Genomic DNA, 26,573 nt, shown 5'->3' on the forward strand with positions numbered 1-26,573 from the left:
ACTACTGTATACAATATACAGCTCGACAATTTTGAAACTAGTTTGATTTTTGTGGTAAAAAATTATAAATCGCTCTTTCTTTATTTAATTTTAAGTATAAACAAAGCTTCCGGTCCCATATTAAAAAGTAAATCTATAATACTCAAATTAGGCTGAAACCCATACGTTTTTTCGAATACTTGATAATAAGATTTAAAATTCTTAACAAAAGATGTTTTTTTCGGGTGTATTTTTTCACGTAAATCCAATTCATTTGTGTCTGTATCTTTTATATAGACAGAGGTATAAGAGACATTGGGAGAGATATCCAATAATGAACAAATCAATTCCCGTAGTTGTTCATTGAAATCATATAAAAATTTCTGTTTCCTTTCATAAAAAGGGAAAAAAATATCCTCGTAATATTGGAAAAAGGGAGTGGGATTATAAGCTGAAACAATAGCCTTCCAATGCAGATGTCGCCAATTAACATATTCAGATATACGAATATGCTGCGTCAAACATTTATGTGAAATGGGTTTTACAACGGGAATACTCAGTACTTGTGGACCGTTAGTAGAGGCAATTATGCACCGGTTTCGATAGGTTTGTTTAACATAATTATCCTGTTTTTCAATAACTATACGTTCTGTATTAGCCAGTTGCACATAATATTCAACAGGAGCTAAATAGGCTGTGGATAAAAAAACTGTTTTTTCATTCATTAATCTTTTATAGGGCGAAAAACACGATTCCAACGAATTTTCCCACTACACCAGTTACGGTCCTTATCTATAGACATTAATATTAGTAATGGCTTACCAACAATATGGTCTTCAGGAACAAATCCCCATGCCCGAGAATCCAACGAATTGTGACGATTATCCCCCATCATAAAGTAATAATCGTAATTGAAAGTATACGTATTCGTTCTCTTCTCATTAATAAAAATTTTCTGATTATTGTCTTGACGAAGCGTATTCCCCTCGTAATTAACGATACAACGCTTGTACAAAGCCAAATTTTTCTCATTCAGAACAATAGTCTCTCCTTTTTTGGGAATCCATATAGGTCCAAAATTATCTCTTGTCCAGCCCATATCGTATTTATACGGATACGTATTCCCTCCAAAACTTTCTGGTTCCACACGAATAGATTTTACCCAACCGCTTCTTTTCAAGAAAATTAAAGCTTCCCTGGTTAAAGGGATACGATAAACCGGATTAAAATCACCATTTTTATCTGGTTTTATATCCAGAAACTTAAATACAAACGAAGCATTGATAGATTTATTGCAAAGGAATTGGTCCTCCTTGCTAACCCCTAATTTTCTGAATTGTTTTTCAGATAATAATCCACTTTTGGTTTCGATAAAATAATTAAACTGTGCATATTTGGGAGTAGGTAGAGCTTTCCCATTAATTTGAACAATATTATTTATAATCTGTAATGAATCCCCCGGCATACCAATACAACGTTTTACGAAATTTTCTTTTCTATCTACAGGACGACTAATAATTTTTCCAAATGTACTTTTTTCTTTATTTATACGTTCCCACCCTAATTGATCGACCAAATTGTAATAGTCGTAGTCTGGGTAATTAGACGCAACTGTATCTCCTGCAGGAAAGTTAAACACAACAATATCTCCCCTTTTTACCTTGCCCAAACCCCTTAATCGTTTGTAATTCCAATGAGGATAATTGGAATAAGACTTGGTATTAATAATAGGGAGAGTGTTATGAGTCATAGGAAAGGCCAAGGGTGTATTCGGAATCCTTGGTCCGTAGTCAATTTTACTGACAAATAAGTAGTCACCTACTAAAAGTGTCTTCTCCAACGAAGAAGTCGGAATTTCGTAGTGCTGAAAAATAAAAACATGTACAAAATAAACAGCTATTAAAGCAAAAACAATAGCATCTATCCATTCTGTTATTTTTCTTAAAATGTTATTGTTTGATCGCTTCCATATTCCCCAGGGAATTATTCTTAGAATATAAATATCAAAGATTAATAACAATCCTATTAAAAGCCAGTAATTATTATCCCAGATTGTAAACAATATATATAAAGTTGTAACAATAGCAAACCTCGTCCATTGAAGAATGGACACCGCTGATATTTGTTTTCTAATTCTATCCATCTCTTTCTTAAAAAGATGTACTGTTATATTAATATAGGTTTTAACAAATCGTTCATAGTTAAGAAACCAGTTTTCTTTTGGATATATTCAGCTGCTAAAATGGCGCCCAAAGCAAATCCTTTTCTATTATTAGCATTGTGCCGAATGCTAATAATATCTGCTTCAGATCTATAAATAACTGTATGAATGCCAGGCACTTCGTCTTCTCTTTTTGAACGGATAGACAGATTGGAAAAAGTTTTACGATTGATATTTTCAATTATTCCCTCTGACAATGTAATAGCTGTTCCACTAGGAGAATCTAACTTGTGAACATGATGAACTTCTTCTATGGAAACGTCATACTGAGAAAAATTATTCATCATTTTTGCCAAAAATTTACTGAGAGCAAAAAAAAGATTGACTCCAATGCTATAATTAGATGCATAGAAAAAAGTTTGCTTATTTTCCTGACATTCCTTTTTGATTTTTTCTAGGTGCTGCAGCCAGCCAGTAGTTCCCGTTACAACAGGAATATTTCTTTCGAAACATTTCATATAATTAGGGAATGCTGTTTCAGGACGGGTAAATTCAATGGCCACATCAGTGTGATGAAGAAAATCATTGGAATCAAAATCCTCCTGATTATCTATGTCTATGATAGAAACAATATTATGTTTTCGTTCGCGAGCTATTTTTTCTATTTCATGCCCCATTTTACCATAACCCACCAATGCAATATTCATAAAAATCTTATTAGAAATTTACATAACATACCGTACATAAAGATAAAAATAATGATTTAAAACAAAAATTTCATGTGTTGTAATTGTGATATTTTGGATATTCTGTTTGAATTATTTAATAACATCAATAATAATTGTAACTTTATAAAAATTCTAAATGAATTGGACAGGTCCTATAGCTCAGTTGGTTAGAGCACCTGACTCATAATCAGGGAGTCCCGGGTTCAATTCCTGGTGGGACCACTCAAAAATCGAATTGGCACGTCTTTGAATTTTTTTAAAAAAAGTAGAGTTCAGAGAAAGGTAGTAGTGCGAGAGTAAAAGGATAGAGACAAAACAATGCTGTTGTCCATTTCGGAATATATAGGATTCAAAAAAAAATATTTTACATGATATAATCAATTTATAATACAGTTTATGTGAACTTCAAAGGGAACTTTAAATTCAGCTGTTTTAAAATAGCTCACTAAAGAGTGAAGGGGGGTTGTTCTATTTAAGGTTAAGGAAGAATTTTTGTTAAAAAAATGATAAATGATTCAGAAATAGAAGAATTTTGCAAAAATCTGATAGTTGATTTTTTCGATTTGGCACATTGCAGGAATATAATTATTATGATATATAACTATTATATTGTAATAATAAGCCGAAATAGATCTATTTATTCATAATGGTAAAAATATAGGATATTACTTGTCGGAGTTTTTATTGAAGCCCAAAAACCTTCTAACTAAAAAGGAAATGATTGGCAAGGATAATTTAATCTGAATTAATAAAGTATTTTGAGAGTTAAAATTTTGTACTATCTGTGAGAACGTAATCAAATAAAAAAGGGTGGGTGGGAGTAATCCTAGATATTTTAAAAAAAATCAATGAAAGATTTGTCTTTGATGTCCAAGATCTTAAAAAACCGTTTTTATCAAGATGAACGTTTTATTTGTGAATCTGAGTAATTTGAAGGGAAAAAAATTGTTAGGAAACAAGTACAGACTTGCTTTTTTTTGAAAAATTGCAGCAATAAATAAAAAAATAACAACTTATTTTTGTGTTTATGATTACAGTGAAATACTTCACAATGGACATAAAGAGAATGATAAGAAGCTAATAGCATTATGTAACTTTTCTTCCTAGAACTGCGTATTATATATAGATTGTAGGAGGTGCAAATAAAAGGTAAATCTCAGAGAAAGAATAATTAATCGTAAGGACCAAAGGGTGAAGGAGAGATGCTGGCCCTCATTGAGAGTCCCACTGAAGTGTTGAATTTAGGTGATTTTCTTTCTAGATTATATCTAAGTATAAAATCAATACGCTTCAAAAATAAAACAGACCAACTATCCAATGGTTGGTATTGGGTTTGGGTATTATACGGATTGATCGTATTATATTTCTGGAATTATTGGAGCAACAAATAAGAAAGTAACAAGTAGTAGAATATAAGAATAGCAATAGGAAATACTCTTTTTCTTCCATTTGATGAAAGAAAAGAGTATGCTGTTTAGATGATTTTTCGAATATTGTCTTGTAAAGGGGATGACTGCAATGATGACTTTTTTGGAAAAATAGTACATAAAAGCATTTTGCCATATCTGAGTAGTTTCTTAGTTGAACTAACAGAGCAACGGGAACGTACTACTATCTCTATGTAGAGATCTTCTTAAGAATTTAGAGAGGTTGAGAATTTTTCTATATGTATAGAAGGGCAGATATAAATTAAGTAAAAGTAGCTCTGAAATTGAATATGTAAAGCTTATAAAGCTTGACATATCTTCCTTGATTTTTGGATATCTATGGACTGACTTTAGTAGTGAAAGGTCGGAATTTATTCGAGCAGAAAATAAAACACTTATATCTGTTTCACTATCAGATCTTGTTTTTGACAAGATTAATGGTTGTAAAGATGACTCTTTTTTGTACACCATGCTTTCATAATGATGTTTATGTATTACATAGTAGGATAACTATACTGTATCCGTTCTGTGAAAGCTTCAAAGAAGTATAAGAACAAAGTTGTGAAAAAATAATTGACCTTTATAGTAAAAAATATCTGGTGTTTCTTTCCTTAAAGCTAACAAAATATTTAATTTCATCCGGGATTGTGTGTCCCACGGTAGTGGCAACTTTTGTTTCGTGTTTGAATGAGATGAATTGCTCTTAGATTCTAATTGGAAAATTTTGGTTAATAGGGATAGTAAAAATTTTTAATGAGGAATTAATTGTTTGTGACTGAGAATGTGTTTTCCAACGTACTCCTAATGAATATGAAAGTCAGTGAATACAAGAAATATTTTTTCATGAAAAGTAAACAATTATAGAAAACTGTTTATTTGGAGTAGATATAAATCCGAATTTGGTAAAATCTACCAATTGCGTCTATGGATAGAGTATGTATGAAACATACATATTTATAAACTGGTGGCTTATGAACTTGAAATATTACTCAATATTGGTATATATCAATATATGGAGATTCTTTAGTTAGATGATTCTGTTTTAAGTTGGATATGAAGCTGATTCTTAAAAAAAAATTCCGGTGTTTTGGGTTACCGGAAAAATATAAACGGATACAAATATGCTAAAACAAAATAAAAAAGATCGGGAAGATTTTATCTAAAATAAAATCTTTCTCAAACAAGGAGTTTGATCTATAACATCTACTAAAAAGAAAGCTCAGTGAAAAATATGGAGAATTGTATGCATTGTTTGGGCATGAAGAATTATTTGATATGGATAAAAAAATTGAATATCAAAGGATAAGAATAATTACAAAAAGGAATAAAGGAATAAAGGAATTAGAGAATCAAGTGTCGCTATTGAAAAAGAATGCTTTTGAAGCAATGGCGTTTTGAATTTCGTTGGATTCTGAATTGAGATGGAGATTTTATTGAATTCGACTTTAATTGATAATCCATCTTTATACCCAAAAGGTGGACAAAAGTTGGTTATGGTGAAGAAACTTCGACGATATTTTGTAAAGCAAACAAATCCTTATTCGGATGTATTTGTTTTTGATGAAAAATCTATTTCATCCTTTATAATTGTGTTTGATAATGAAGAGAAGGGAATAAAATAAAAGTAGAATGAGCGCATCCGAATAATCAGAAAGGGAAGTTTCAAAGGCAATGTTCGAACGAACATAACCATCTTACTAGAATATAAAGAATTACTTCCTAGTGGATACAAAAAGGAAACTGGAATTAGTTGTGAATGGTATGCTTTACAGCGATGGAAATTCAAATGAAATTATTTAGACATTGTCACTCTTCCGCATACACCAAAAAATATCCGTTCAAAGAGAACAAGTTCTTCCCGGTTTTGTAATTTATAATAATATGGGGTATTTATTGGATAGTGTATTCATGATAACAAGAGAACATATCAGTTTTCTGACTGAATTTTTCTTGATTCATCATTTTTCAAATAAATAAAAAAACTAAATAAAGTAGCTAAATCTTTGCTGAAGAGAAATTGATGATACTATCAGCTAAATACGAAAGAGTGTAAAACGATTGGTGTCTTAATCTATTTTTTCTAATATAATTCCATTGAAATGAATTCGCTCAAGCTATGAGAAATAAATGAAAGAGTAAAAAATATCACATTATATAGATAGGAGATTAACCATTCATAATTTTATTATATTCCTCTAGTGCTTTTTCGAGTACCAACATTGCATTTTGCAATTCTTCTTTTTTTAGAACATATGCAATACGAACTGCGTTTTTTCCTGCTGTTGGATCAGCATAAAATCCAGACCCCGGAGCTATGAAAATAGTCTGCCCTTCATATTCAAAATCAGAAAGACACCATGCACAAAATTTATCTGTATCGTCTACAGGCAAGCGAGCAATTGTATAAAAAGCTCCCATTGGAATGGGAGAATAAACTCCTGGTATTCGGTTAAGAGTATCTACTGTAAAATTACGTCTCTCTAAATATTCGTCATAGACGTCTCGCATATATTCTTCAGGTACTTCCAATGTAGCTTCAGCTATAATTTGTCCAAATAACGGAGGACTTAATCTTGCCTGACAGAATTTCATGACTGTTTTTCGTAATTCTTTATTTTTAGTAATCAGCATTCCTACTCTAATTCCACATTCACTATATCTCTTGGAAACTGAATCAATCAAAACTACGTTTTCTTCAATACCTACCAGATGTAAAGCACTGATATATGGAGAGCTTGTATAAATAAACTCACGATATACTTCGTCAGAAAACAAGTATAAATCGTATTTTTTTACTAAGTCACGAATCTTATTCATTTCTGTTCTAGAATATAAATATCCTGTTGGATTGTTTGGATTACAGATAAGGATTCCCTTTGTTTTTTCGTTTATCAGTGCTTCAAACTTTTCTATTGGAGGTAAAGCAAATCCATTTTCTATAGTGGAAGCAACTCCACGGATTAATGCTCCTGCTGAAATAGCAAACGCCATATAATTAGCATAAGCAGGTTCTGGAACAATGATTTCATCTCCCGGATCTAAACAAGCCATGAAGGCAAATAATACAGCTTCCGAACCTCCAGTTGTTATAATTATATCGTCAGCATTTATATTCATTTTAAATTTAGAGTAATAAGCCGTTAATTTTTTGCGATAAGAACAAAATCCATCACTTGGACTATATTCTAATATTTTTCTATCCAAATAGCGAATTGCATTTAATCCAACTTTTGGAGTAGCAATATCCGGCTGACCAATATTTAAATGATACACTTTTAATCCTCTTGCTTTAGCAGAATCAGATAGAGGGACTAACTTGCGAATAGGAGAAGCAGGCATTACAGTCCCTCTCGTTGAAATTTTTGGCATGGTTTTTTTTGATTTTCAGAAGTAGGAAATAAATTAAGTGAATTTTAAGACTCAAAAGAAATTATATAAATAAAAAAGCCGACCCTGAGTAGACCGACTTTTCGAATACAATTTACATATTGCAATTAATTGCAACAGCATTTTGAAAAAGTTATTTTAATTTAGACTATTAACATACAAAGCCAACTTAGATTTCAAATTATTTGCCTTATTATTGTGAATAACGTTCTTTTTTGCCAACTTGTCTAGCATCTTACTCACTTTTTTATATAACACTCCCGCTTGAACTTTATCGGCTGTTCCACGAATATTTTTTACTGCGTTTCTTGCAGTTTTTGCGTAGTATTTATTTCTTAATCTCCTAATTTGCGATTTCCTAATTCTCTTTATAGATGATTTGTGATTTGCCATTTAAATACTTTTTTTTAAGTAGCGGTCTTTCTCGTGGGCGTTGACAGATTCGAACTGCCGACCCTCTGCTTGTAAGGCAAACGCTCTGAACCAGCTGAGCTAAACGCCCTTCCCTATAACCATTACGAAGGTAATATTTATTTTAAATAATATGTAACATTTAGTTATTTATTGTTTTTTATAGAAAAATTTATTACTCGCAAAAATTCATCTGCTGCTTTTTCTTCAGGAATATTTTTTCGAATACACTTTTTCCCTTTATACAAGTTTACTTTACCTACTCCAGCTCCTACGTATCCATAATCAGCATCAGCTACTTCGCCAATGCCATTTACAATACAGCCCATAACAGCAATCTTCATCCCTTTGAGATGTGGAGTTACTAACTTCACTTTTTTTAGAGTTGTTTGTAGGTCAAATAAAGTTCGACCACAGCCAGGGCAAGCAATATATTCTGTTTTTGTAATCTTTCTACTCGTTGCTTGCAATATGCTAAAAGTACAATCATCTACTGATTGTGGAAGAATACTTTTATTTTTATTTTTTATTAGAATCCCTTCTATTAATTTATTTAAAAGGAAAGGACCACAATCTATAGAAGATTTAACTTGTAGGGATTCCAGATGGTTTTCGTCGTAGCTTACCTGTAGTATAAATGAATTATTTATACCTTTATTTACTAAGGCATAAATGAATGCTCTTTGTTCGTATATATTATTTTGTATGGAATAAATAATAATAATTGTTTGCAGCTTATTTTTTAGATGAAATAATATTTCATCAGTTAATTCGGAATATCTTAAAATTATAAATTGCAGAGAGTCCTTACTATTTATCCATGCTTCTTTTTCCTGAAATTTAAACAGTGGGAATGTATTTTTCTGAGATAAAAAAACCGAGAAGTCTACGATCACTGGAATTTCATATGGTATATTTTGTACTGTTTGTTTTCCAATATAAATAAAATCAGGCATTAGGTTGGCATTTACAGAAAAATTGTCTGTGTTAGAACGATCAACTATAGCATAAATTTTATTACTTAATCGTTTTTTGATTGGAAGGGGGGAAAATATTTTTTCATTAAGCAAAGATTTTTTTTCTTCCACGTAGTTAATCAATAAATGTGCAAAGGAGATTTCAGATTCTGGATTTTCACTCAAGGAAATGCGGATGGTATCACCAATACCTTCTGTTAATAGTGTGCCTATTCCTATTGCAGATTTTATTCTACCATCCTCTCCTTCACCTGCCTCTGTTACACCCAAATGTAATGGAAAATTCATTCCTTCTTTATTCATTCGTTTTATTAATAGGTGAATTGTTTGTACCATTAAAAAAATATTAGAAGTCTTGATAGAAATTACTACATCGAGAAAATTTTCTGTAATGCAGATACGAAGAAATTCCATGCACGACTCTACCATTCCTTGCGGGGAATTGCCGTAACGATTTATAATTCTATCTGATAAAGAACCTTGATTAACTCCAATGCGAATGGCAGTGTTATTCTCTTTACAAATGTTCAAAAAGGGAATAAAGTGTTTTTTTATGTTTCTTAAACCTTGCTGATATTTCTCAAGAGTCCTAAGTGTCTTGGTTGAGTTTACAAAATTACCCGGATTAATTCGTACTTTGTCAACTATTTTAGCTGCAGTTTCGGCAATTTTGTGGTTAAAATGTATGTCAGCAATCAAAGGATTTTTATAACCCAAAGCAATTAAACCATTTTTTATATTTTTCAGGTTTTTTGCTTCACGGATATTTCGAGCTGCTAGTCTAATATATTCACCTCCTGCTTCAATAATTTGGATACATTGCTGAATACTTTTTTCAGTATCCAATGTAGAAGTATTGGTCATAGATTGGATTCGAATAGGATTTTCTCCCCCCATTGGTATATTACCAACAAGTACTGCCGAAGATTTTCTTCGTTTATACATATGATAGTGAATAATGTATCAGATTTTTATATTAGTTCGTTTTGAATCTATATTTTGACATAGCTAATTTATCATTAGACTTCAGGGTCTTATTTTTAAGATCCTCTCTGTATTTGACTAATTTTGCTTGTAGTACTTTATCCTTTAGTGCCAAAATCTGGGAGGCTAGAATGGCAGCATTGATTGCATTGTTGATTCCAACTGTTGCTACAGGGATGCCTGTAGGCATCTGCACAATAGCCAACAATGAGTCTATTCCATCAAGTGATGAATTAATTGGAACTCCAATTACTGGTAGTGTAGTCATAGAGGCGATTATTCCTGGAAGATGAGCAGCCATACCGGCTGCCGCAATAATTACTTTGATACCTCTATTTTTGGCATTTTTGGCAAAATTCTCTACTTCTTCTGGTGTTCGGTGGGCTGATAAAGCATACATTTCAAACGGAATTTCAAATTCATTAAAAAAATCAGATGCTTTTTCCATTATGGAAAAGTCGGAAATACTCCCCATTATTATGCTTACAATTGCGTTCATTGTTATTTTTGATATAGGTATTTTTGTTGGTCAATTTTTTCTATAATATATTCCTATTATTCATGGGTTGATTAGTATAGCAGATTATTTATCTTCTAATGTGCCAGCATTTAGCAAAAAAAATCCCCAAAGGTATATTCAAATAAGGATCGTTTGGACTTTTCTAGTCTTCTTATGCTGCGTATAGTTACAACTATAATTATTCTTTTCTCAAATTGTCTTCCTTTTTCAAATTATTTTTTTACTAAAAAATTACCGATTACATAACGGGGTAATATATAATTAGAAAAGAAAGATTGTATATTAATATAATATTCAACTCCCTCAAAAATAACAAAATGGTTTATTAAAATAGTTTTGATTAAAAATCAATCACCTGTTACATAAGTTCTGGATTGAAATTATAAGGTGTGAAATAAAAATAACATTCCTACTTTTATCTAGGAATTCACTCATGACTGTTTTATAGTATCACTATAAAACCATTTGGTTAATATATTTTTTGGGAGTGACTATTTCTCTTTATCTGATGAAAATTACGATTTCTAACATAGAAACATTTTTCTCCACTTTGTTCTTTCGTTTTTGTTTTTTTGCTTTTCTTTTATCAGCATAAACTCCTCCTATTTTTAAAAAATTCCCTATACCTATATGCGAATGTAAGGATTATACTGTTTTTCCTCTTCAACAGTAGAAAATTGACCATGACCTGGAAATATTTTAGTTTTATTTGGTAAAGTAAGAATTTTTTCTTTAATAGAATCAATCAATAAATCATAATTTCCACCCCACAAGTCAGTGCGACCAATTCCGTGATAAAATAATGCATCGCCCGTAAATATACAGTTGTTTTCTTTAAAATAAAACGAGAGTCCTCCTGGAGAATGGCCTGCAGTAGATAAAATCCTTAATGTAATATTTCCAAATACCGGAATAGTGTCTCCTTCATTGAGATAATGATTAGCAATTATTGGTTGATAATCAATAGAGAATCCAAATAAGGTAGCTTGTGCTTTCAGGTTAGGTATAGATTCTTCCAATTGATGATATTGTGGTCTTAATCCATAGGTCTTATATACAAAATAGTTGCCTAACATATGATCAAAATGCAAATGAGTATTAAATAAATGTTTTAATTGCAAATTGTGAAAATCTATAAATCCCTTTAATTCCATACATTCATCTTTTGTGGAAGTTCCACAGTCGATAAGAATTGCTTCTTTAGTTTCATCATAAACCAAGTAAGTGTTTACTCGTATCGAATTAAATTCAAATAATTTGACTTGCATTCTTTTTTTTTTAATCAATTGTTCTGATTTAATTATTTTTCTAGTACGAAGTGCATTTCATAAGTTTGACTAAAAAACAAACTAAACACTAAAGAGAAAAAATGTTAATCATCAGTATCCCTAAATATATTAAAGGTTATTAATTAGTTAATATTCAATGTAGAGGTGTATAGTTGTTCATTTTGAAGAACATCTATAGCTTTGTCGAGAACAGAATCGTTTCGAAGTTGGTAGCAAAGCTGTCCTTTTGCAAAATAATATTGTTTAATAATGTGCATAGCTAAATATTTGGCTATTTGCGATTTGTAAAAATCCATATCATGCATTAAATCAGATTTGAGTTTATTTTCTAAATCTTGGAATTCAGTAGCAATACTATTATAGTATCCTTCAGATTCTAGATTTTTTTTGAAATATTCCATTATTTTTTTACTCTCTTGATTATAATCCATGTTTTTTCGTGCATTTATCTTGACAAATTCTTTAAACTCATTGTAAATATTGTCCGTCAAGACAAACTCTAGTGGAGTACTTATTTGAGGATGTTTTGCTTTCCATTGAACAGCAAAATCAAAAAATATGAAGTTTGTTTCCATATAATTAACAATTGCTGGAATTTTTTCCTCTTTTATTACAAAGTCAGGCAAAATGCCTTTCCCTTCTCTAACAGGACGATTGTGAGTAGTATAATAGACCGTAGTAGTTGTATCAGGGATCTCTCCATCCTTTTTTTTATGAAAATAATCAATAGCTTGAATACAGCGTCCACTAGGAGTGTAATATTTAGCAGTAGTCAATTTTAATTGAGCATTGTAAGGTAATTGACGAGTAGACTGCACTAATCCTTTACCATAAGTACGAGTGCCAACAATGATTCCTCTATCAGTGTCTTGAATGGTTCCGGAAAGAATTTCGGAAGCAGATGCAGAGTTTTCATTGACCAGTATAGCCAAAGATAGATTAGGTTCAATAGGTGATTGGGTAGCACGATAAATTCTATCTGTTTGTTTAGTTTTCCCTTTCATAGAAAGCAGTAACTCTCCCTTTGGGAGAAAAAAGTTTAATATGTTCAAACAATCATCTACTACCCCTCCTTCATTGTTACGAACGTCTAATATTAGAGCTTTAATCTGATGATTCTTTGTTAGGTCAATTAAGGCTTTTTTTACAGCTAAAGTACTTTGAGTTGTAAAGGAAGCGAGATGAATATAGCCAATTTTATTGTTCAACACGCCATAATAAGTCACTGGATTAATACAAATAAGCTTTCTTTTGATCGTCATTTTTTTTGGTTTTTTCCATCCAAATCGTTGATATTTTATTTTTATACTTGTATTTGATTGTCCTTTTAGTTGTTCACTTGCAAACAAGGTGGTTTTTCCTACCATGCTTTTCCCATTTATTGATAAAATTTCATCACCTGGAAGCAACCCAGCTAGAGTAGCTGGCATACCCTCATATGTTTCCAAAATGATTACTTTTTCGTTTCTTATTGAAATAGTTACTCCAATTCCTTCATATCGGCCTGTTGTCCGAAATTGAAAATCAGATAAACTTTCTGCGGGGATATATTCTGTATATGGGTCTAATTGCTGCAACATATAAGTAATATTCCCCTGTATTATGTTTTTAACATTCAATGTATCAACATAATACAAACTCAATTCACTGAATAGCGAATTGAAAATTTCCAAATATTTCGACACCTCGAAACGTTGCTGTTCAGATAATCGGGGAAATACTTTGGAGGAACAAATACAAAATAAAATGAAAAATACCCAAATCCCATTTTTCATACGTTTCATATCAAGCAAAATTTGAACCTCTCGCAAATGTATTGTATAATTAGGAAAATACATTTATATTTGCTTCAATGTATAGCAGAAATTCTTCCTTAGCTCAGGTTGGTTAGAGCATCTGACTGTTAATCAGAGGGTCCTTGGTTCAAATCCAAGAGGGAGAGCAAATATATAGAGGGATATTACAAAATTGTAAAAGTAGAAGAAGCAAAAATATATAAGGAATGTATAGCAAGTCATCCTTTCTCTCTGTTGAAACGAATTCATACACTGAAACAAGTCATACACTATAAATGACAGACAGATAGAATTGTTGGAGGCGTTTTTTTAATCTTAATAATATTTAAAATTTTGCTTCGAGTGAGCTAATAGTTTGTTACATCTGTTGTTTTTTATCGTAAAGACTGGGATTGATTTGATCAATTTTTTTGTTAGCTTACTCCAATTCTTCAGCAATTTGATAGTAATTCCTTTCTTGTGAATTTCTAATAATCAATTCACCTATGAACCCTGTTAAAAACAATTGTGTTCCGATAATCATACTTGCAACTGCAATATGGAAATAAGGGGTGTTAGCAATCAAAGGCGACGCTGTCTCCTTAACAAGAGCATAGTATTTTATTCCACTTAAGACTAATATGAAGGTAAAGCCGATACTAAACATCATGCTTCCAACTAATCCGAAGAAGTGCATGGGCTTTTTACCAAATTTGGATAAAAACCATAGTGTAAACAGATCCAAATAACCGTTGATAAAACGATTTAATCCAAATTTAGTACATCCGTACTTTCTTGCTTGGTGTTGAACCACTTTTTCTCCTATTTTATTGAAACCTGCATTTTTGGCTAAAAAAGGTATCCAGCGGTGCATATCATTGTATATTTCAATGTTTTTTACCACAAGTTTATCGTAAGCTTTTAATCCACAATTGAAATCGTGTAGTTTGATGCCTGAAAAAACACATGCAACGATGTTAAATAATTTAGTGGGGATTGTCTTAGTTATGGGGTCGTATCTTTTTTTTTTCCAGCCAGATATCAGATGGTATTTATTTTCTTTAATCATACGAAAAAGCTCCGGTATTTCATCTGGGCTATCTTGTAAATCTGCATCCATGGTAATAACTACATCTCCTTTAGTCCTCTGAAAAGCAGACTGTAAGGCAGGAGATTTACCATAATTTCGCTGAAAACGAATTCCTTTTATTATCGTTTCCAAATATTTTTTTCGAAGGGTTTCAATAGTTTTCCACGAATTGTCGGTACTTCCATCGTCTACAAAAATAATTTCATAGGAAAATCCTTCCTTTTGCATTACTTTAATTATCCATTCACATAATTCGGGGAGAGATTCTTCCTCATTCAATAGAGGGATGACTACTGATATATCCATTCTAGGCTATAAATTTAAGTATAAAAATAAGATTAAATAAAAAATAATTATCTTTACAGCTGATACATTTTGAACAACATTGAGTAAACTTTTTATCATGTATTTAAATCCAGAGAAAAAAAAAGAGTTCTTTGCAAAATACGGGAAATCTAATACTGATAGTGGGTCTCCTGAAGGACAGATAGCATTATTTTCCTATCGTATTTCGCATTTAACTGAACATCTTAAAGTAAACAGGAAAGATTACAATACGGAAAGGTCATTAAAAATGTTAGTAGGTAAGCGTCGTCGGTTATTAGATTATTTGAAAAGGTGTGATATTGGACGGTATCGTTTCATTATTAATGAATTAGGGATTAGAAGGTAATTTTTACTTTATTTCAAAGCCTCCGAGCTACTAATAATATCTAATAGGTCGTTGGTTATGGTTTGTTGTCTTTGTTTGTTGTGTTGGATTGTAAGTTCCTCCAGGATTTCGTCGGCGTTGTCTATTGCGATTTGCATAGACACAAGTCGTGCTGTATGTTCTGCTATTACTGAATTTAATAAAACTGCATAAATCTTGCTATATAAAGATCTGAGTATTAAAGTATTCAAGACTGTATCTCTATCTGGTTCGATGATATAATCAGCGTGAGAAGTGGATTTTGGTTGTTTCATTTGAATAGGAAGATAAGGTTCCAGATTTGTTGTTTGAAAAATTGCATTTTTGCAATGGTTATATAGTAGTTCAACTTTATCTATTTTTTGATTTAAAAAATCAGAAAGTAATTTGTCAGCAAGCTGTTTTAATCTGGCAAAATTAGGCTTTTCTATTAGTTGAGTATAGTTCCCCTCTACTTTGAGTGGAAAAGTTAGTTTGCGTACATAGTCTTCAATTTTTTTCCCAACAGTATATACTTCAATATCTTTCTGATTTAAATATCTATATTTAGATATCGTTTCATTAAATAATTTGATAATATTAGAGTTAAAAGTGCCACACAAACTAGTATTGGACGAAAATATTACAAGTGCTATTCGTTTTATTTCTCTCTTTTTAGTTAAATCTGATTTGAAATCAGTAATACAAAATAGAAAAGAATTTAACATTGCGTTTAATTTTCGCTGGTATGGCAAAAAACAATTCATTTGATATTGAGCTTTCTTCAATTTGGAGGAAGCTAGCATTTTCATAGCAGAAGTAATCTTTTGTGTAGATTTTATAGAAGTAATTCGTTCTTTTATTTCTTTTAGTGAAGGCATTTCTTACATATGAGGATATAATGAAAAAAGGTACTTTTTTATTTAAAATTGTTTGCAACAATAGAAGCTATTGTATTTAATTTTTTTTCTATTTTTTCATCCAAAACTCCTTGTTTGAGCATATCTAAAATATCCTTGCGATATTTCATTTCTAATATATCCAAAAATTCCGTTTCAAATTCCCGTACTCTTTCTACTGGTACATCAGAAAGTAATCCTTTTATTCCAATAAAAATAATTGCTATTTCTTTTTCTACTGGAAGTGGATTGTATTGAGATTGAATCAGTAATTCTACATTCTTACGTCCTTTATCCAAAGTAGCACGTGTAACGGCATCCATATCTCCACCAAATTTGGTAAATGCTTCTAGTTCGCGATATTGTGCTTGGTCTATTTTAAGTGTGCCAGCTACTTTTTTCATTGCTTTGATTTGAGCTTTCCCTCCTACACGGGAAACAGATATACCCACATTTACTGCAGGACGTATACCTGCATTGAATAATCCTGTTTCAAGAAAAATTTGTCCATCAGTAATAGAAATTACGTTAGTAGGAATATAAGCAGAAACATCACCTGCTTGCGTCTCGATAATCGGCAGTGCTGTCAATGAACCACCTCCTTTTACTTGTCCTCTCAAATTGTTTGGTAAATCATTCATACTAGCAGCAACAGAGTCATTGTTGATAATTTTGGCAGCCCGTTCCAATAAACGAGAATGAAGGTAAAAAATATCACCCGGATAAGCTTCTCGTCCCGAGGGACGGCGAAGAACAAGGGATACTTCTCTATAAGCAACTGCGTGTTTAGATAAATCGTCATAAACTACCAGAGCATGTCTACCTGTATCACGAAAAAACTCACCAATAGCTGCACCGGCAAACGGAGCATAAAATTGCATTGCAGCTGGATCAGAAGCTGCTGCAACAACTATAATAGTATAATTTAGTGCTCCATATTCCTTCAAAGTATTAACAATGTTAGCAACGGTAGATGCTTTTTGTCCAATAGCTACATAAATACAATAGATAGGATCTCCTGTTTCATAGTTAGCTTTTTGATTGATAATTGTATCAATACTAATAGTCGTTTTTCCAACTTGTCGATCCCCAATAATCAATTCCCGCTGACCTCGACCAATAGGAATCATAGCATCTATAGATTTTATTCCTGTTTGAAGTGGTTCTACCACAGGACATCTATATATTACCCCCGGTGCCTTCCTTTCTAAGGGCATATCAATTTCTTTTCCAAGAATTGGACCCTTGCCGTCCAAAGGACTTCCAAAAGGATTAACTACACGTCCTAGCATTCCATTTTTCATAGGAATGGAAACTATCCGTTTAGTTCTTTTTACTCTATCGCCTTCTTGAACTTTACTGGTCTCTCCAAGAAGCACTGTACCAACATTATCTTCTTCCAAATTCATAACTACAGCCATATCACCGCTATCAAATTGGAGAAGTTCACCAGTTTCAGCATTATTTAAACCAAAAATACGTGCGACACCATCACTAACTTGTAATACTCTTCCTATTTCTTCAAATTTTATACGGCTATCTATCCCTTTCAACTGCATTTTTAGGATATCTGAAATTTCACTGGATTTTATATTTGACATTTTATTTGATTTAACTGCCTTTTTACACTTGCATCTAAAAGTAGATCTTCTATTTCCAAAATAAATCCTCCAATAATATCCAAATTTAGTATGGTTTTAAATTCTATTTGTCCATTAGTTTTATTAGAAAGGAATTTGATAAGTAATTTTTTTGCTTCATTATTGGTGGTAAGTCCAACTGTCGTTAATTGAGCCAATACAAGACCTTTAGATTGTCGATATTCCTTTTCATACATCCGAGCTATACGCTCTATGTAGTAAGCTCTTCCATTTTTAACTATTACTTTTATTGCCTGCTTCAAAGTTTTATTAGAATCAATACGACAAGCTGCAATAAGCAATTTTATTTTATTCTCATCTGAAAGAGTCGGATCGTTAATTGATTTTTTAAGAACAGGATACATAGCAAAATGTTTTGCTAATGATTGCATCCCTTTATATAGGATAGTCTCATTCCCTTGCTCAAGAGCATACTCATAAATAGCTCTTGCATATCTAGTTGAGATTTTTCCTGCCTCCATAATACTATTTATATAGTAAAAACAAAAGTATCCGAATTAGTTTAATTCCTTTATTAACTCATTAATCAGATTCAATTGTTCGTGCTTATTATCAAGACTTTTACGAAGAACTCTTTCAGCAATATCAATTGAAAGAGCTGCAATTTGTTGGCGAATATCTTGCATGGCTAATTCCTTTTCTTTTTGAATGTTTTCTTTGGCATTTTTCATTAACCTGTTGGATTCAAAATTCGCCTTTTCTTTAGCATCATTGATAATTTTTATACGCATTTCATTAGCTTCTTTTATAATAAAAATACGCTTATTATAAGTCTCTTTTAGCAATCGTTCTTCTTCTTCTTTAATTCCCCTTAAACGTTTATTAGCTTGTTTAGCTTCTTCCAATGATTTATTAATGAAAGCATTACGTTCATCCACCATTTTTACAATGACAGGAAAACCATATTTAGCCGCAACAAAAAATACAATCCCAAATGACAAAAGCATCCAAAAAAGTAATCCAATATCTGGAGTTAACAACGACATAATGTGTCTCTGATTTACAATAAAAATCCACAAACAACCACTGCAAACAGAGAGACGCCCTCTACAAGAGCTGCAGCAATAATCATATTCATGCGGATATCTCCCGCAGCTTCTGGTTGACGAGCAATTCCTTCCATAGCAGACTCTCCAATTTTCCCAATTCCTAATCCTGCCCCAATAACAGCTAACCCAGCTCCTAGGGCTTCTCCCAACTTTGCCAATCCTGTCCCTGTTGCTACTTGTAATAAAATTGATAATAACATAATCTTAAATTTTTTTAATGTTCTACAAATGTTCTATATGTACAATTACATTCCAGATTCACAGTCAATTTCTACTATTTTAAAATGATATTGTCGAATAGTAAATAGCAATTTTTAATAAAATTTTATCTCTTTTATTATTGTTTACTACTTTACTAGTAAAGCTCGAAAATTCACAATTGCTTGCATTTAGTCTATTTTATTTAGAGAATTTTGGGAAAGGCAGAGTAATAACTACAAAGAAGCAGGTGTGATATCTGAAATTATTCTAAATCACTTTTACTGTGAATTTTTCTCCCTCTTATTTTTTAGTAGATTTTATTTTTTGCAATGAGATTCTATTTGTGATAATCCAATAAATACTGCCGAAAGCATTGTAAATACATATGCTTGAATATAAGCAACTAACAATTCTACACAGTTAATAAATAAAGTCATTATAACAGACAAGACAGTCATACTCATATTTACCACTACTCCCAACGTAGTAGTAAGAAATATTATGCACGTCAGACCCAAGATCATTGCATGCCCCGCCATAATGTTTGCTAACAAACGAATCATCAAAGCAAAAGGTTTAGTGAATATTCCTATTATTTCAATAGCAGGTATAATAGGAATAGGGATTTTGAGCCATAAGGGCACATTAGGCCAAAATATTTCTTTCCAATATTTTTTCGTACCGAAAATATTAACGAACACAAAAGTAAATACTGCCAATACACACGCCACAGTAACATTGCCGGTTACGTTTGCCCCTCCTGGAAAAACAGGTATTAATCCCAGTAAATTATTGATTAAAATAAAAAAGAATACTGCCAACAAATAGGATGTATAACGCTTATAATTCTTACCAATGCATGGTTTGATGATATGATTTATTATGTCCATAATAATCAATTCTATAAAAGAAATAAATCCTTTGGGCGAAATTTTCTCTGGTTTACCATTCCTCTTTTTGTACCAACAAGAACAAAACAAAATTAAACTTATCAATGTTATACTACTTAATATTAAGGATACAGCGTTTTTTGTCAAAGAGAAATCCCAAGGTCGCACTTTCACTCCTGATGGTAGTGTTTCTACAATTTTGTCTTTATAGTTACCAACTTGTGCAATAGAAAATCCTTTGTAAGACTTATTTCCACGACAAAATCGGCTAGAAGAGAATAAATGCCAGCCATCTGCTTGTCCTTTTACAATAATTGGCAGAGGAATTGAAACATACTTGGTTCCCAAAGGGGCAATGTGCCAACTATAACTATCTTTCATATGATCAAGTATTAGTTCGCGAACATTAAGTTGTTTTTCTTTGTGGATATTATTAGTAATAATTGGCAGAAATCTAAAAGAAGAAACGAATAAAGTAAAAACTCCCATTATTATAAATTTATACCCCATAATCCATGTTTTAGTCATAAATTCTCTTTTTATTTTCTACTAAAAATAGGAGTAATGTACCTAAAATATACGAGTAAAGTACAAAATATAATCCAAATGAACCCTACAGTTTCTACTTTCACCATTGAAAAACATATCGTCATATGTAAAAACAAATATAAGCAATTCCTTACCTCTCAAAAGTACGTATAACAATAAAATTTGTCTGGGTCATCTTTTTTTTTATTAACTAGTTTATAAATTCATAAATAGACAAGAATAAAAATATTTCTTCTATCCAAAAAACAAGGAATAATTTTCAAGTATATCCTCTTCACTAAAAATTCTTCTTTCATAAATTATAACTCCATATTTCTTGTTAGTTTAAATTTTGAAGGATAACAAAAAATTTTGAAGGATAACAAACTTCTCTATTTGAAGAATGCTCTAAAAATATCCATGCCATTAGCATATATTAATATTGAAAGGAGTAAAATCATACCCACAATTTGAGCGTATTTCATAAATTTTTCGTTTGGTTGACAATCAGTTACTATCTCATAAAGAATGAAAATTACATGTCCGCCATCCAATGCAGGAATGGGCAAAAGGTTCATTATTCCCAAAGTAATGGACAAAAGAGCAGTCATATTCCAAAATATTAGCCAATTCCATGACGAAGGGAATTGGCTTCCGATAGCACCGAATCCACCAATGTTGTTTATACCTGCTTTGGTAAAAAAAAACTTTAATTGAAGTAAATAAAAAGAAAATTTCCGAATTCCAAGTGTAAATCCAGCGGGAAAGGCCTGCAGAAAATTATATCTATTTGTTTCAAAAAATGATTGAGCTTTGGAAAAAACACCGATTTTACCATCGGTATCAACATGTACCTGAATCTTTAATTTTTTAGATGATCTTATAATTCCTAATTGGACATCCTTATTTTTATATTTAGATAGTTGCGATACCAATATATGGAATGAGTTAGTTTCATTTCCATCAACTGATGTAATCTTGTCTCCTATCTGCAATAGTGCTTTTTTTGCATTACCACCTGTTACTAATCCGTCTACACGGGAAGGCTGGTAATCAGCAAATTGCATATGGGAGGACATAATCTGCAATCTAAAGTTCCAAGGTAAAACTATTTTTTTCTTTGTTTCTCCTCGTAAAATCGAAACATCTTTGGCATCAATTACACGAAATAAATCCAAATCATCATAACGTGTCAGAATTTTACCGTTGGCAGCAAGAATAATATCCCCATCTTGAAATCCCACGTCATGAGCAATTTTGTTGAAAAACAAAGGTGTTTTACCAATTGGAATGTAACTATCTCCATATTTGAATATTATTACTGAGTATATAAAAAAAGCCAAAATAAAATTCATCAATATGCCTCCCATCATGATTAATAGACGATTCCACGCAGGTTTGATACGAAATTCCCAAGGATTTGGTGGTTGTTTTAAAGTTTCCATATCTAAGTTTTCATTTACCATTCCGGTAATTTTCACATAGCCTCCGAAAGGTAGCCATCCTATGCCGTATTCGGTTCCATCACTTTTAGATTTATATTTAAACAAGGAAAACCAAGGATTGAAAAACAGATAAAATTTTTCTACTCTTACCTTGAATATCCTTGCAAACAAATAATGTCCGAATTCGTGAGCAGTTACCAGTATAGACAAACATACTATCAGTTGCAGTGTTTTAGTTAAAGTTGTTGCTATAATCATTCTATTTGCCTCTTCATTATTTCTTTCGATGTTATTATTCGCGTTATTTGATCTGTTTCCACTAAATCCTCATAAGTGGGAGATGCAATGAATGCTGTCGATTCCATAGTTTTCTCAATTATGTCACTCATTGCAAAAAAACTTATTTTGTCTTGTAAAAAGGCGTCGATTACTGTTTCATTGGAGGCATTAAGAATACAAGGCATATTCCCTCCTTGCCGAATAGCTTCGAAAGCCAGATTCAGATTACGAAAACGAACAGTATCAGGCTTTTCAAATGTCAAATGACTATATTCATCAAAATCTAACGACTTGAAGTATGAGTTCAATCTTTCAGGATAAGTCAAAGCATATTGTATTGGTAAGTGCATATCAGGTAAGCCTAATTGTGCTTTAATAGAAGTGTCTTTGAATTGTACCATAGAATGGATGATGGATTGTGGATGTATTAATACTTGAATTTGTTCAGGACTTACGCCAAATAGCCATTTGGCTTCTATTACTTCAAATCCTTTATTCATTAAAGTAGCTGAATCTATAGTTATTTTATTACCCATCATCCAATTAGGATGTTTCAATGCTTTTTGTTTTGTAACATGTTGCAACTGCTCTAAGGAATATTTGCGAAAAGGTCCTCCTGAGGCTGTTAAGATAATACGTTCTACTGTATCAGGATTTTCTCCTATTAAACACTGAAAAATGGCAGAATGTTCAGAATCTATAGGTAAAATTGTTGCATGATGTTTTAATGCTAATTGTGTAATCAATTCACCTGCAAGAACTAATGTTTCTTTGGTTGCCAGTGCAATGGTTTTCCCGGCTTTAAGAGCATGAATAGTTGGTTTTAGTCCTATATAACCAACCAAGGCCATAAGTACTATATCTATGGGCTCAGCTTCTACTATTTGTGAAATAGCATCTATCCCTGCCCATATTTTAATAGGAAGATCTTTTAAGCCTTCTTTGAGTTGTTTATATTTGAATTTATTAGCAGTAACGGCCACATCGGGCAGAAATTCACGTGCTTGTTGGACAAGCAATTCTACTTGATTGTTAGCACAAAGAGCATATATCCCCAATTTCTCAGGTTGTTGACGAATGATATCCAATGCTTGCGTTCCTATCGAACCAGTTGAACCTAACAAAGCTATTTGTTTCATTTTTTGTTTTCAATTTCTCCTATCCCTACATATTATTATACTGATAATGTCCAGTTCAGATACCTTTTTAAGGTGTTTATCTTAGAATATCATTTTTGTTGATATAGATCTGTACAAAAACTGTTAAATTTGGCACTTTAAATTGTTAAGCTTGGAATATTTCTCTACAGAGGAAATTTTTCCATAAAGAAAGTAAAAAAAATGGGAAAACATTGCAAAATTATGTGACTAATAAACAGTTACAATGTTTTTGTGCTTTTGTAGTAAGTTTAATACATGGATAACATCAGAAATTAATCCAAAAAGTATGACATTGGAATCCAATATTGTCATTAAAGGAGCAAGAGTCAATAATCTTAAAAATATCGATGTAGAAATCCCCCTTAATAAGTTTACTGTAATTACAGGACTATCCGGATCAGGAAAATCATCTTTAGCTTTCGATACTTTGTATGCAGAAGGACGAAGACGTTATGTAGAGAGTCTTTCTACTTATGCTCGTCAATTTTTTGGTAAAATAAGCAAACCTGAAGTAGACTTTATTAAAGGACTACCTCCAGCTATTGCTATTGGGCAAAAAGTAAATACTCATAATTCGCGCAGTACTGTAGGTACTTCTACTGAAATCTACAATTATTTGTGTATGCTGTTTGCTCGCATTGGTAAAACTATTTCGCCAATTACTGGAAAAATAGTATACAAACATCAAACAAGCGATGTAATAGATGAAATGTCCCATTATCCAAATGGGACACGCATTGTTTTACTCACTCAAATAATTCCGACAGCGTCTCATTCCATAGAAAAACAATTGAGTATATTAATTCAAGAGGGATTTTCAAGGATAGAAATTGATGGTGAAATTTATCATATAGGGGAAATACTCGGAGACAAGATATTATCACGTAATGTTTATTTAGTGATAGATCGATTCATTATTAATAATGACTTGAAGGCTGTTTCCCGCTTTTCTGATTCGATAGAAACCGCTTTTTTAAAAGGGAATGATAGTTGTGTTCTTCATGTTTATACAAAACAAGGTATTATTTCAAAAGAGTTTTCACGAAGATTTGAAGATAATGGAATTGAATTTGAGGAACCTTCAGATAGAATGTTTAATTATAATAGTCCAATAGGTGCTTGTCCGACATGCGAAGGATTGGGAATAATTTTAGGAATATCAGAAAAATCAGTCATTCCGGACACCTCTTTATCTATATATGATGATGCTATAGTTTGCTGGAAAGGAGATAAAATGAGTGAATGGAAACAGGGGTTTATTAAAAAATCTTCTTATTACAAATTTCCTATTTATCGCCCTTACAAAGAATTGACACAAGAAGAAAAGGACTTGTTGTGGCATGGGAATGGATCGTTACATGGAATTAACGATTTCTTCAAATATGTAGAAGAAAACTTGTATAAAATCCAATATAGAGTCATGTACGCTCGTTATAGAGGCAAAACTACATGTCCAGTTTGTAAAGGGAAACGATTAAAGCATCAAGCCCTATATGTAAAAATTGGAGAGAAAAACATTACTGATTTAATGACTATGTCTGTCAATAAAGTTAAATTCTTTTTTGAAAATCTTCAATTAACCAAATATGATGCTCAAATTGCCAAGCGACTTCTGATTGAAATTGATTCTCGATTACAATTTTTAAACGATGTAGGATTGGGATATTTGACATTGGATAGATTGTCATCAACATTATCTGGAGGTGAAAGTCAGCGCATTAACTTAATAACAGCACTAGGGAATAACCTGGTAGGTTCTCTATATATTTTAGACGAACCGAGCATTGGTTTGCACTCAAAAGATACAACTTTGTTAATTAGAGCTCTGCGGAAGTTACAAGCATTAGGGAATACAGTAATAGTGGTGGAGCATGACGAGAGAATCATTTGTTCGGCAGACTATATTATAGATATGGGTCCTAAAGCAGGCAGGAATGGAGGAGAAATAATTTATAGAGGAAAAATTGATGAATTGGATATAGCTTCTGAAAGCCATACAGTTCGTTTTCTTACTGGAAAAGAAATAATTGAAGTGCCTGTACAGCGCAGAAAATGGAATAATTTTATTGAAATAAAGAATGCTCGGAAAAACAATTTAAAGGGATTTGATGTACGATTCCCATTGAATGTTATGACAGTAGTTACTGGGGTAAGTGGTTCAGGCAAATCCTCTTTGGTATGTGATGTGTTTTATCAAGAATTAAAACAATTTTATGAAAGTAACAGGGAGACAAAAAGTGTTTTCGGGGATTTATGTCTTATAGAATGTATAGAATTTATAGACCAAAGTTCTATTGGACGTTCTACACGTTCCAATCCTGTAACCTATATTAAAGCTTACGATGAAATACGCAAACTTTTTGCTGGACAGCCTTTAGCAAAACAATTAAACTTTACTTCATCTTATTTTTCATTTAACATAAAAGGTGGTAGGTGTGAAGAATGTAAAGGTGAAGGCACGATCACAGTTGAGATGCAATTCATGGCTGATGTAATTTTGAAATGTGAAACATGTCAAGGTAAACGATTTAAACAAGATATCTTAGATATAGAATATCATAATAAAAATATTTATGACGTTCTTAATATGACTATTGATGAAGCAATTGATTTTTTTAAGGAAAGAGAAGACAACACGACGAAAAAGATTATTCATAGAATGCAGATTTTACATGAAGTAGGATTAGGCTACGTTAAGCTTGGACAAAGTTCTGCTACCCTTTCGGGTGGAGAAAATCAACGGCTGAAACTAGCTTATCATCTTGTCGAAGATAAAAAACACCCAACTTTATTTATTTTCGATGAACCAACTACTGGACTTCATTTTTTTGATATCAAGACACTAATACATGCTTTCAATGAGTTGATTACTTATGGACATACGATTGTGATCATAGAACATAATATGGATATTATCAAAACTGCTGACTATATCATTGATTTAGGACCAGAGGGAGGAGAAAACGGTGGCTATTTAATTGGTACGGGGACTCCTGAGGAAATTACTAAAAATAGAGAATCTGTTACAGGGAAATTTTTGAAAGCAAAATTATATTAGGTATT

Annotated in this window: 22 protein-coding genes and 3 tRNA genes; 6 read left to right on the forward strand and 19 right to left on the reverse strand. The window is 31.9% G+C overall.

Features of this window, described 5'->3' with window-relative positions; genetic code table 11:
• Positions 1-80: 80 nt before the first annotated feature.
• From CFPG_RS02035 to dapB, 3 genes are read right to left on the reverse strand one after another with little or no spacing between them, the layout of a single operon-like run.
• Complete coding sequence (locus tag CFPG_RS02035) at positions 81-704, reverse strand: WbqC family protein (RefSeq protein ID WP_012573377.1); 624 nt, start codon at positions 702-704, stop codon at positions 81-83.
• Complete coding sequence (gene lepB / locus CFPG_RS02040) at positions 704-2,122, reverse strand: signal peptidase I (protein WP_012573378.1); 1,419 nt, start codon at positions 2,120-2,122, stop codon at positions 704-706. The genes CFPG_RS02035 and lepB overlap by 1 nt, the downstream gene beginning before the upstream one ends.
• A 23-nt stretch (positions 2,123-2,145) precedes the next feature.
• Positions 2,146-2,847, reverse strand: a complete 702-nt coding sequence (dapB, locus tag CFPG_RS02045; protein WP_012573379.1) for a 4-hydroxy-tetrahydrodipicolinate reductase — start codon at positions 2,845-2,847, stop codon at positions 2,146-2,148.
• Positions 2,848-3,016: 169 nt separating this feature from the next.
• Here dapB and CFPG_RS02050 point away from each other — a divergent pair.
• The 3 genes from CFPG_RS02050 to CFPG_RS02055 all read left to right on the forward strand — a co-directional run bounded on the left by CFPG_RS02050 (position 3,017) and on the right by CFPG_RS02055 (position 5,917).
• Positions 3,017-3,090: transfer RNA gene (locus CFPG_RS02050), tRNA-Ile, on the forward strand.
• Positions 3,091-5,570: 2,480 nt separating this feature from the next.
• Positions 5,571-5,693, forward strand: coding sequence for a hypothetical protein (locus CFPG_RS05505; protein ID WP_265348043.1), 123 nt, complete (start codon positions 5,571-5,573; stop codon positions 5,691-5,693).
• Between the two features lie 23 nt (positions 5,694-5,716).
• Positions 5,717-5,917 carry a hypothetical protein gene (locus CFPG_RS02055; protein ID WP_041572394.1) on the forward strand — a complete coding sequence of 67 codons (201 nt, stop codon included), beginning with the start codon at positions 5,717-5,719 and terminating at the stop codon, positions 5,915-5,917.
• 544 nt (positions 5,918-6,461) lie between these two features.
• Here the strand turns inward: CFPG_RS02055 and CFPG_RS02060 are convergent.
• The 7 genes from CFPG_RS02060 to CFPG_RS02090 all read right to left on the reverse strand — a co-directional run bounded on the left by CFPG_RS02060 (position 6,462) and on the right by CFPG_RS02090 (position 13,638).
• On the reverse strand, positions 6,462-7,664 hold the full coding sequence (locus CFPG_RS02060) for a pyridoxal phosphate-dependent aminotransferase (protein WP_012573380.1): 1,203 nt from the start codon (positions 7,662-7,664) through the stop codon (positions 6,462-6,464).
• Positions 7,665-7,820: 156 nt separating this feature from the next.
• On the reverse strand, positions 7,821-8,075 hold the full coding sequence (gene rpsT, locus CFPG_RS02065; RefSeq protein WP_012573381.1) for a 30S ribosomal protein S20: 255 nt from the start codon (positions 8,073-8,075) through the stop codon (positions 7,821-7,823).
• Positions 8,076-8,109: 34 nt separating this feature from the next.
• Positions 8,110-8,184: transfer RNA gene (locus CFPG_RS02070), tRNA-Val, on the reverse strand.
• A 55-nt stretch (positions 8,185-8,239) separates the two neighbouring features.
• On the reverse strand, positions 8,240-10,015 hold the full coding sequence (gene ispG, locus CFPG_RS02075; RefSeq protein ID WP_012573382.1) for a (E)-4-hydroxy-3-methylbut-2-enyl-diphosphate synthase: 1,776 nt from the start codon (positions 10,013-10,015) through the stop codon (positions 8,240-8,242).
• A 31-nt stretch (positions 10,016-10,046) separates the two neighbouring features.
• A complete protein-coding gene (gene purE / locus CFPG_RS02080; protein ID WP_012573383.1) occupies positions 10,047-10,553 on the reverse strand; it encodes a 5-(carboxyamino)imidazole ribonucleotide mutase in 507 nt (168 codons plus the stop codon).
• Between the two features lie 647 nt (positions 10,554-11,200).
• Positions 11,201-11,842 carry an MBL fold metallo-hydrolase gene (locus CFPG_RS02085; protein ID WP_012573384.1) on the reverse strand — a complete coding sequence of 214 codons (642 nt, stop codon included), beginning with the start codon at positions 11,840-11,842 and terminating at the stop codon, positions 11,201-11,203.
• A gap of 143 nt (positions 11,843-11,985) precedes the next feature.
• Positions 11,986-13,638 carry a S41 family peptidase gene (locus CFPG_RS02090; protein WP_265348044.1) on the reverse strand — a complete coding sequence of 551 codons (1,653 nt, stop codon included), beginning with the start codon at positions 13,636-13,638 and terminating at the stop codon, positions 11,986-11,988.
• Between the two features lie 92 nt (positions 13,639-13,730).
• On the opposite strand from CFPG_RS02090, the gene CFPG_RS02095 reads away from it, so the two are divergent.
• A tRNA-Asn gene (locus CFPG_RS02095) sits at positions 13,731-13,805 on the forward strand.
• Between the two features lie 272 nt (positions 13,806-14,077).
• Here the strand turns inward: CFPG_RS02095 and CFPG_RS02100 are convergent.
• Positions 14,078-15,034: a glycosyltransferase family 2 protein gene (locus tag CFPG_RS02100; RefSeq protein ID WP_012573386.1), complete on the reverse strand. Its 957-nt coding sequence runs from the start codon at positions 15,032-15,034 to the stop codon at positions 14,078-14,080.
• Between the two features lie 97 nt (positions 15,035-15,131).
• On the opposite strand from CFPG_RS02100, the gene rpsO reads away from it, so the two are divergent.
• A complete protein-coding gene (gene rpsO, locus CFPG_RS02105; RefSeq protein WP_012573387.1) occupies positions 15,132-15,401 on the forward strand; it encodes a 30S ribosomal protein S15 in 270 nt (89 codons plus the stop codon).
• Between the two features lie 8 nt (positions 15,402-15,409).
• Here the strand turns inward: rpsO and CFPG_RS02110 are convergent, their stop codons facing one another.
• The 8 genes from CFPG_RS02110 to CFPG_RS02145 all read right to left on the reverse strand — a co-directional run bounded on the left by CFPG_RS02110 (position 15,410) and on the right by CFPG_RS02145 (position 23,489).
• Positions 15,410-16,279: a F0F1 ATP synthase subunit gamma gene (locus tag CFPG_RS02110; protein WP_012573388.1), complete on the reverse strand. Its 870-nt coding sequence runs from the start codon at positions 16,277-16,279 to the stop codon at positions 15,410-15,412.
• A 38-nt stretch (positions 16,280-16,317) separates the two neighbouring features.
• Positions 16,318-17,898 carry a F0F1 ATP synthase subunit alpha gene (gene atpA / locus CFPG_RS02115; RefSeq protein ID WP_012573389.1) on the reverse strand — a complete coding sequence of 527 codons (1,581 nt, stop codon included), beginning with the start codon at positions 17,896-17,898 and terminating at the stop codon, positions 16,318-16,320.
• Positions 17,886-18,419 carry an ATP synthase F1 subunit delta gene (gene atpH, locus CFPG_RS02120; protein WP_012573390.1) on the reverse strand — a complete coding sequence of 178 codons (534 nt, stop codon included), beginning with the start codon at positions 18,417-18,419 and terminating at the stop codon, positions 17,886-17,888. Before atpH ends, atpA begins: the two co-directional genes overlap by 13 nt.
• Before the next feature lie 36 nt (positions 18,420-18,455).
• Positions 18,456-18,944, reverse strand: coding sequence for a F0F1 ATP synthase subunit B (gene atpF / locus CFPG_RS02125; RefSeq protein ID WP_012573391.1), 489 nt, complete (start codon positions 18,942-18,944; stop codon positions 18,456-18,458).
• A 14-nt stretch (positions 18,945-18,958) separates the two neighbouring features.
• Complete coding sequence (gene atpE / locus CFPG_RS02130) at positions 18,959-19,207, reverse strand: ATP synthase F0 subunit C (protein WP_012573392.1); 249 nt, start codon at positions 19,205-19,207, stop codon at positions 18,959-18,961.
• Between the two features lie 318 nt (positions 19,208-19,525).
• The gene (gene atpB / locus CFPG_RS02135; protein ID WP_012573393.1) at positions 19,526-20,626 is read right to left on the reverse strand and encodes a F0F1 ATP synthase subunit A; all 1,101 of its coding nucleotides are present in this window, start codon (positions 20,624-20,626) and stop codon (positions 19,526-19,528) included.
• Positions 20,627-21,018: 392 nt separating this feature from the next.
• Positions 21,019-22,329 carry an RIP metalloprotease RseP gene (rseP, locus tag CFPG_RS02140; RefSeq protein WP_012573394.1) on the reverse strand — a complete coding sequence of 437 codons (1,311 nt, stop codon included), beginning with the start codon at positions 22,327-22,329 and terminating at the stop codon, positions 21,019-21,021.
• The gene (locus tag CFPG_RS02145) at positions 22,326-23,489 is read right to left on the reverse strand and encodes a 1-deoxy-D-xylulose-5-phosphate reductoisomerase (protein WP_012573395.1); all 1,164 of its coding nucleotides are present in this window, start codon (positions 23,487-23,489) and stop codon (positions 22,326-22,328) included. The genes rseP and CFPG_RS02145 overlap by 4 nt, the downstream gene beginning before the upstream one ends.
• 307 nt (positions 23,490-23,796) lie before the next feature.
• On the opposite strand from CFPG_RS02145, the gene uvrA reads away from it, so the two are divergent.
• On the forward strand, positions 23,797-26,568 hold the full coding sequence (uvrA, locus tag CFPG_RS02150; protein ID WP_012573396.1) for an excinuclease ABC subunit UvrA: 2,772 nt from the start codon (positions 23,797-23,799) through the stop codon (positions 26,566-26,568).
• Positions 26,569-26,573 lie beyond the last annotated feature (5 nt).

Origin of the sequence: Candidatus Azobacteroides pseudotrichonymphae genomovar. CFP2 (genome assembly GCF_000010645.1) — a bacterium.
GTDB classification, from domain to species: Bacteria; Bacteroidota; Bacteroidia; order Bacteroidales; family Azobacteroidaceae; genus Azobacteroides; species Azobacteroides pseudotrichonymphae.

What these genes read in the sequence shown, in the direction of transcription:
- CFPG_RS02145 (WP_012573395.1), bottom strand. Translation starts at nt 23,489, where the DNA reads ATGAAACAAATAGCTTTGTTAGGTTCAACTGGTTCGATAGGAACGCAA.
- atpA (WP_012573389.1), bottom strand. Translation starts at nt 17,898, where the DNA reads ATGTCAAATATAAAATCCAGTGAAATTTCAGATATCCTAAAAATGCAG.
- CFPG_RS02100 (WP_012573386.1), bottom strand. Translation starts at nt 15,034, where the DNA reads ATGGATATATCAGTAGTCATCCCTCTATTGAATGAGGAAGAATCTCTC.
- dapB (WP_012573379.1), bottom strand. Translation starts at nt 2,847, where the DNA reads ATGAATATTGCATTGGTGGGTTATGGTAAAATGGGGCATGAAATAGAA.
- CFPG_RS02110 (WP_012573388.1), bottom strand. Translation starts at nt 16,279, where the DNA reads ATGCCTTCACTAAAAGAAATAAAAGAACGAATTACTTCTATAAAATCT.
- atpH (WP_012573390.1), bottom strand. Translation starts at nt 18,419, where the DNA reads ATGGAGGCAGGAAAAATCTCAACTAGATATGCAAGAGCTATTTATGAG.
- CFPG_RS02085 (WP_012573384.1), bottom strand. Translation starts at nt 11,842, where the DNA reads ATGCAAGTCAAATTATTTGAATTTAATTCGATACGAGTAAACACTTAC.
- CFPG_RS02060 (WP_012573380.1), bottom strand. Translation starts at nt 7,664, where the DNA reads ATGCCAAAAATTTCAACGAGAGGGACTGTAATGCCTGCTTCTCCTATT.
- rpsO (WP_012573387.1), top strand. Translation starts at nt 15,132, where the DNA reads ATGTATTTAAATCCAGAGAAAAAAAAAGAGTTCTTTGCAAAATACGGG.
- rseP (WP_012573394.1), bottom strand. Translation starts at nt 22,329, where the DNA reads ATGATTATAGCAACAACTTTAACTAAAACACTGCAACTGATAGTATGT.
- CFPG_RS02055 (WP_041572394.1), top strand. Translation starts at nt 5,717, where the DNA reads ATGGAGATTTTATTGAATTCGACTTTAATTGATAATCCATCTTTATAC.
- atpB (WP_012573393.1), bottom strand. Translation starts at nt 20,626, where the DNA reads ATGACTAAAACATGGATTATGGGGTATAAATTTATAATAATGGGAGTT.
- atpE (WP_012573392.1), bottom strand. Translation starts at nt 19,207, where the DNA reads ATGTTATTATCAATTTTATTACAAGTAGCAACAGGGACAGGATTGGCA.
- lepB (WP_012573378.1), bottom strand. Translation starts at nt 2,122, where the DNA reads ATGGATAGAATTAGAAAACAAATATCAGCGGTGTCCATTCTTCAATGG.
- purE (WP_012573383.1), bottom strand. Translation starts at nt 10,553, where the DNA reads ATGAACGCAATTGTAAGCATAATAATGGGGAGTATTTCCGACTTTTCC.
- uvrA (WP_012573396.1), top strand. Translation starts at nt 23,797, where the DNA reads ATGACATTGGAATCCAATATTGTCATTAAAGGAGCAAGAGTCAATAAT.
- CFPG_RS05505 (WP_265348043.1), top strand. Translation starts at nt 5,571, where the DNA reads ATGGATAAAAAAATTGAATATCAAAGGATAAGAATAATTACAAAAAGG.
- CFPG_RS02035 (WP_012573377.1), bottom strand. Translation starts at nt 704, where the DNA reads ATGAATGAAAAAACAGTTTTTTTATCCACAGCCTATTTAGCTCCTGTT.
- atpF (WP_012573391.1), bottom strand. Translation starts at nt 18,944, where the DNA reads ATGTCGTTGTTAACTCCAGATATTGGATTACTTTTTTGGATGCTTTTG.
- rpsT (WP_012573381.1), bottom strand. Translation starts at nt 8,075, where the DNA reads ATGGCAAATCACAAATCATCTATAAAGAGAATTAGGAAATCGCAAATT.
- CFPG_RS02090 (WP_265348044.1), bottom strand. Translation starts at nt 13,638, where the DNA reads ATGAAAAATGGGATTTGGGTATTTTTCATTTTATTTTGTATTTGTTCC.
- ispG (WP_012573382.1), bottom strand. Translation starts at nt 10,015, where the DNA reads ATGTATAAACGAAGAAAATCTTCGGCAGTACTTGTTGGTAATATACCA.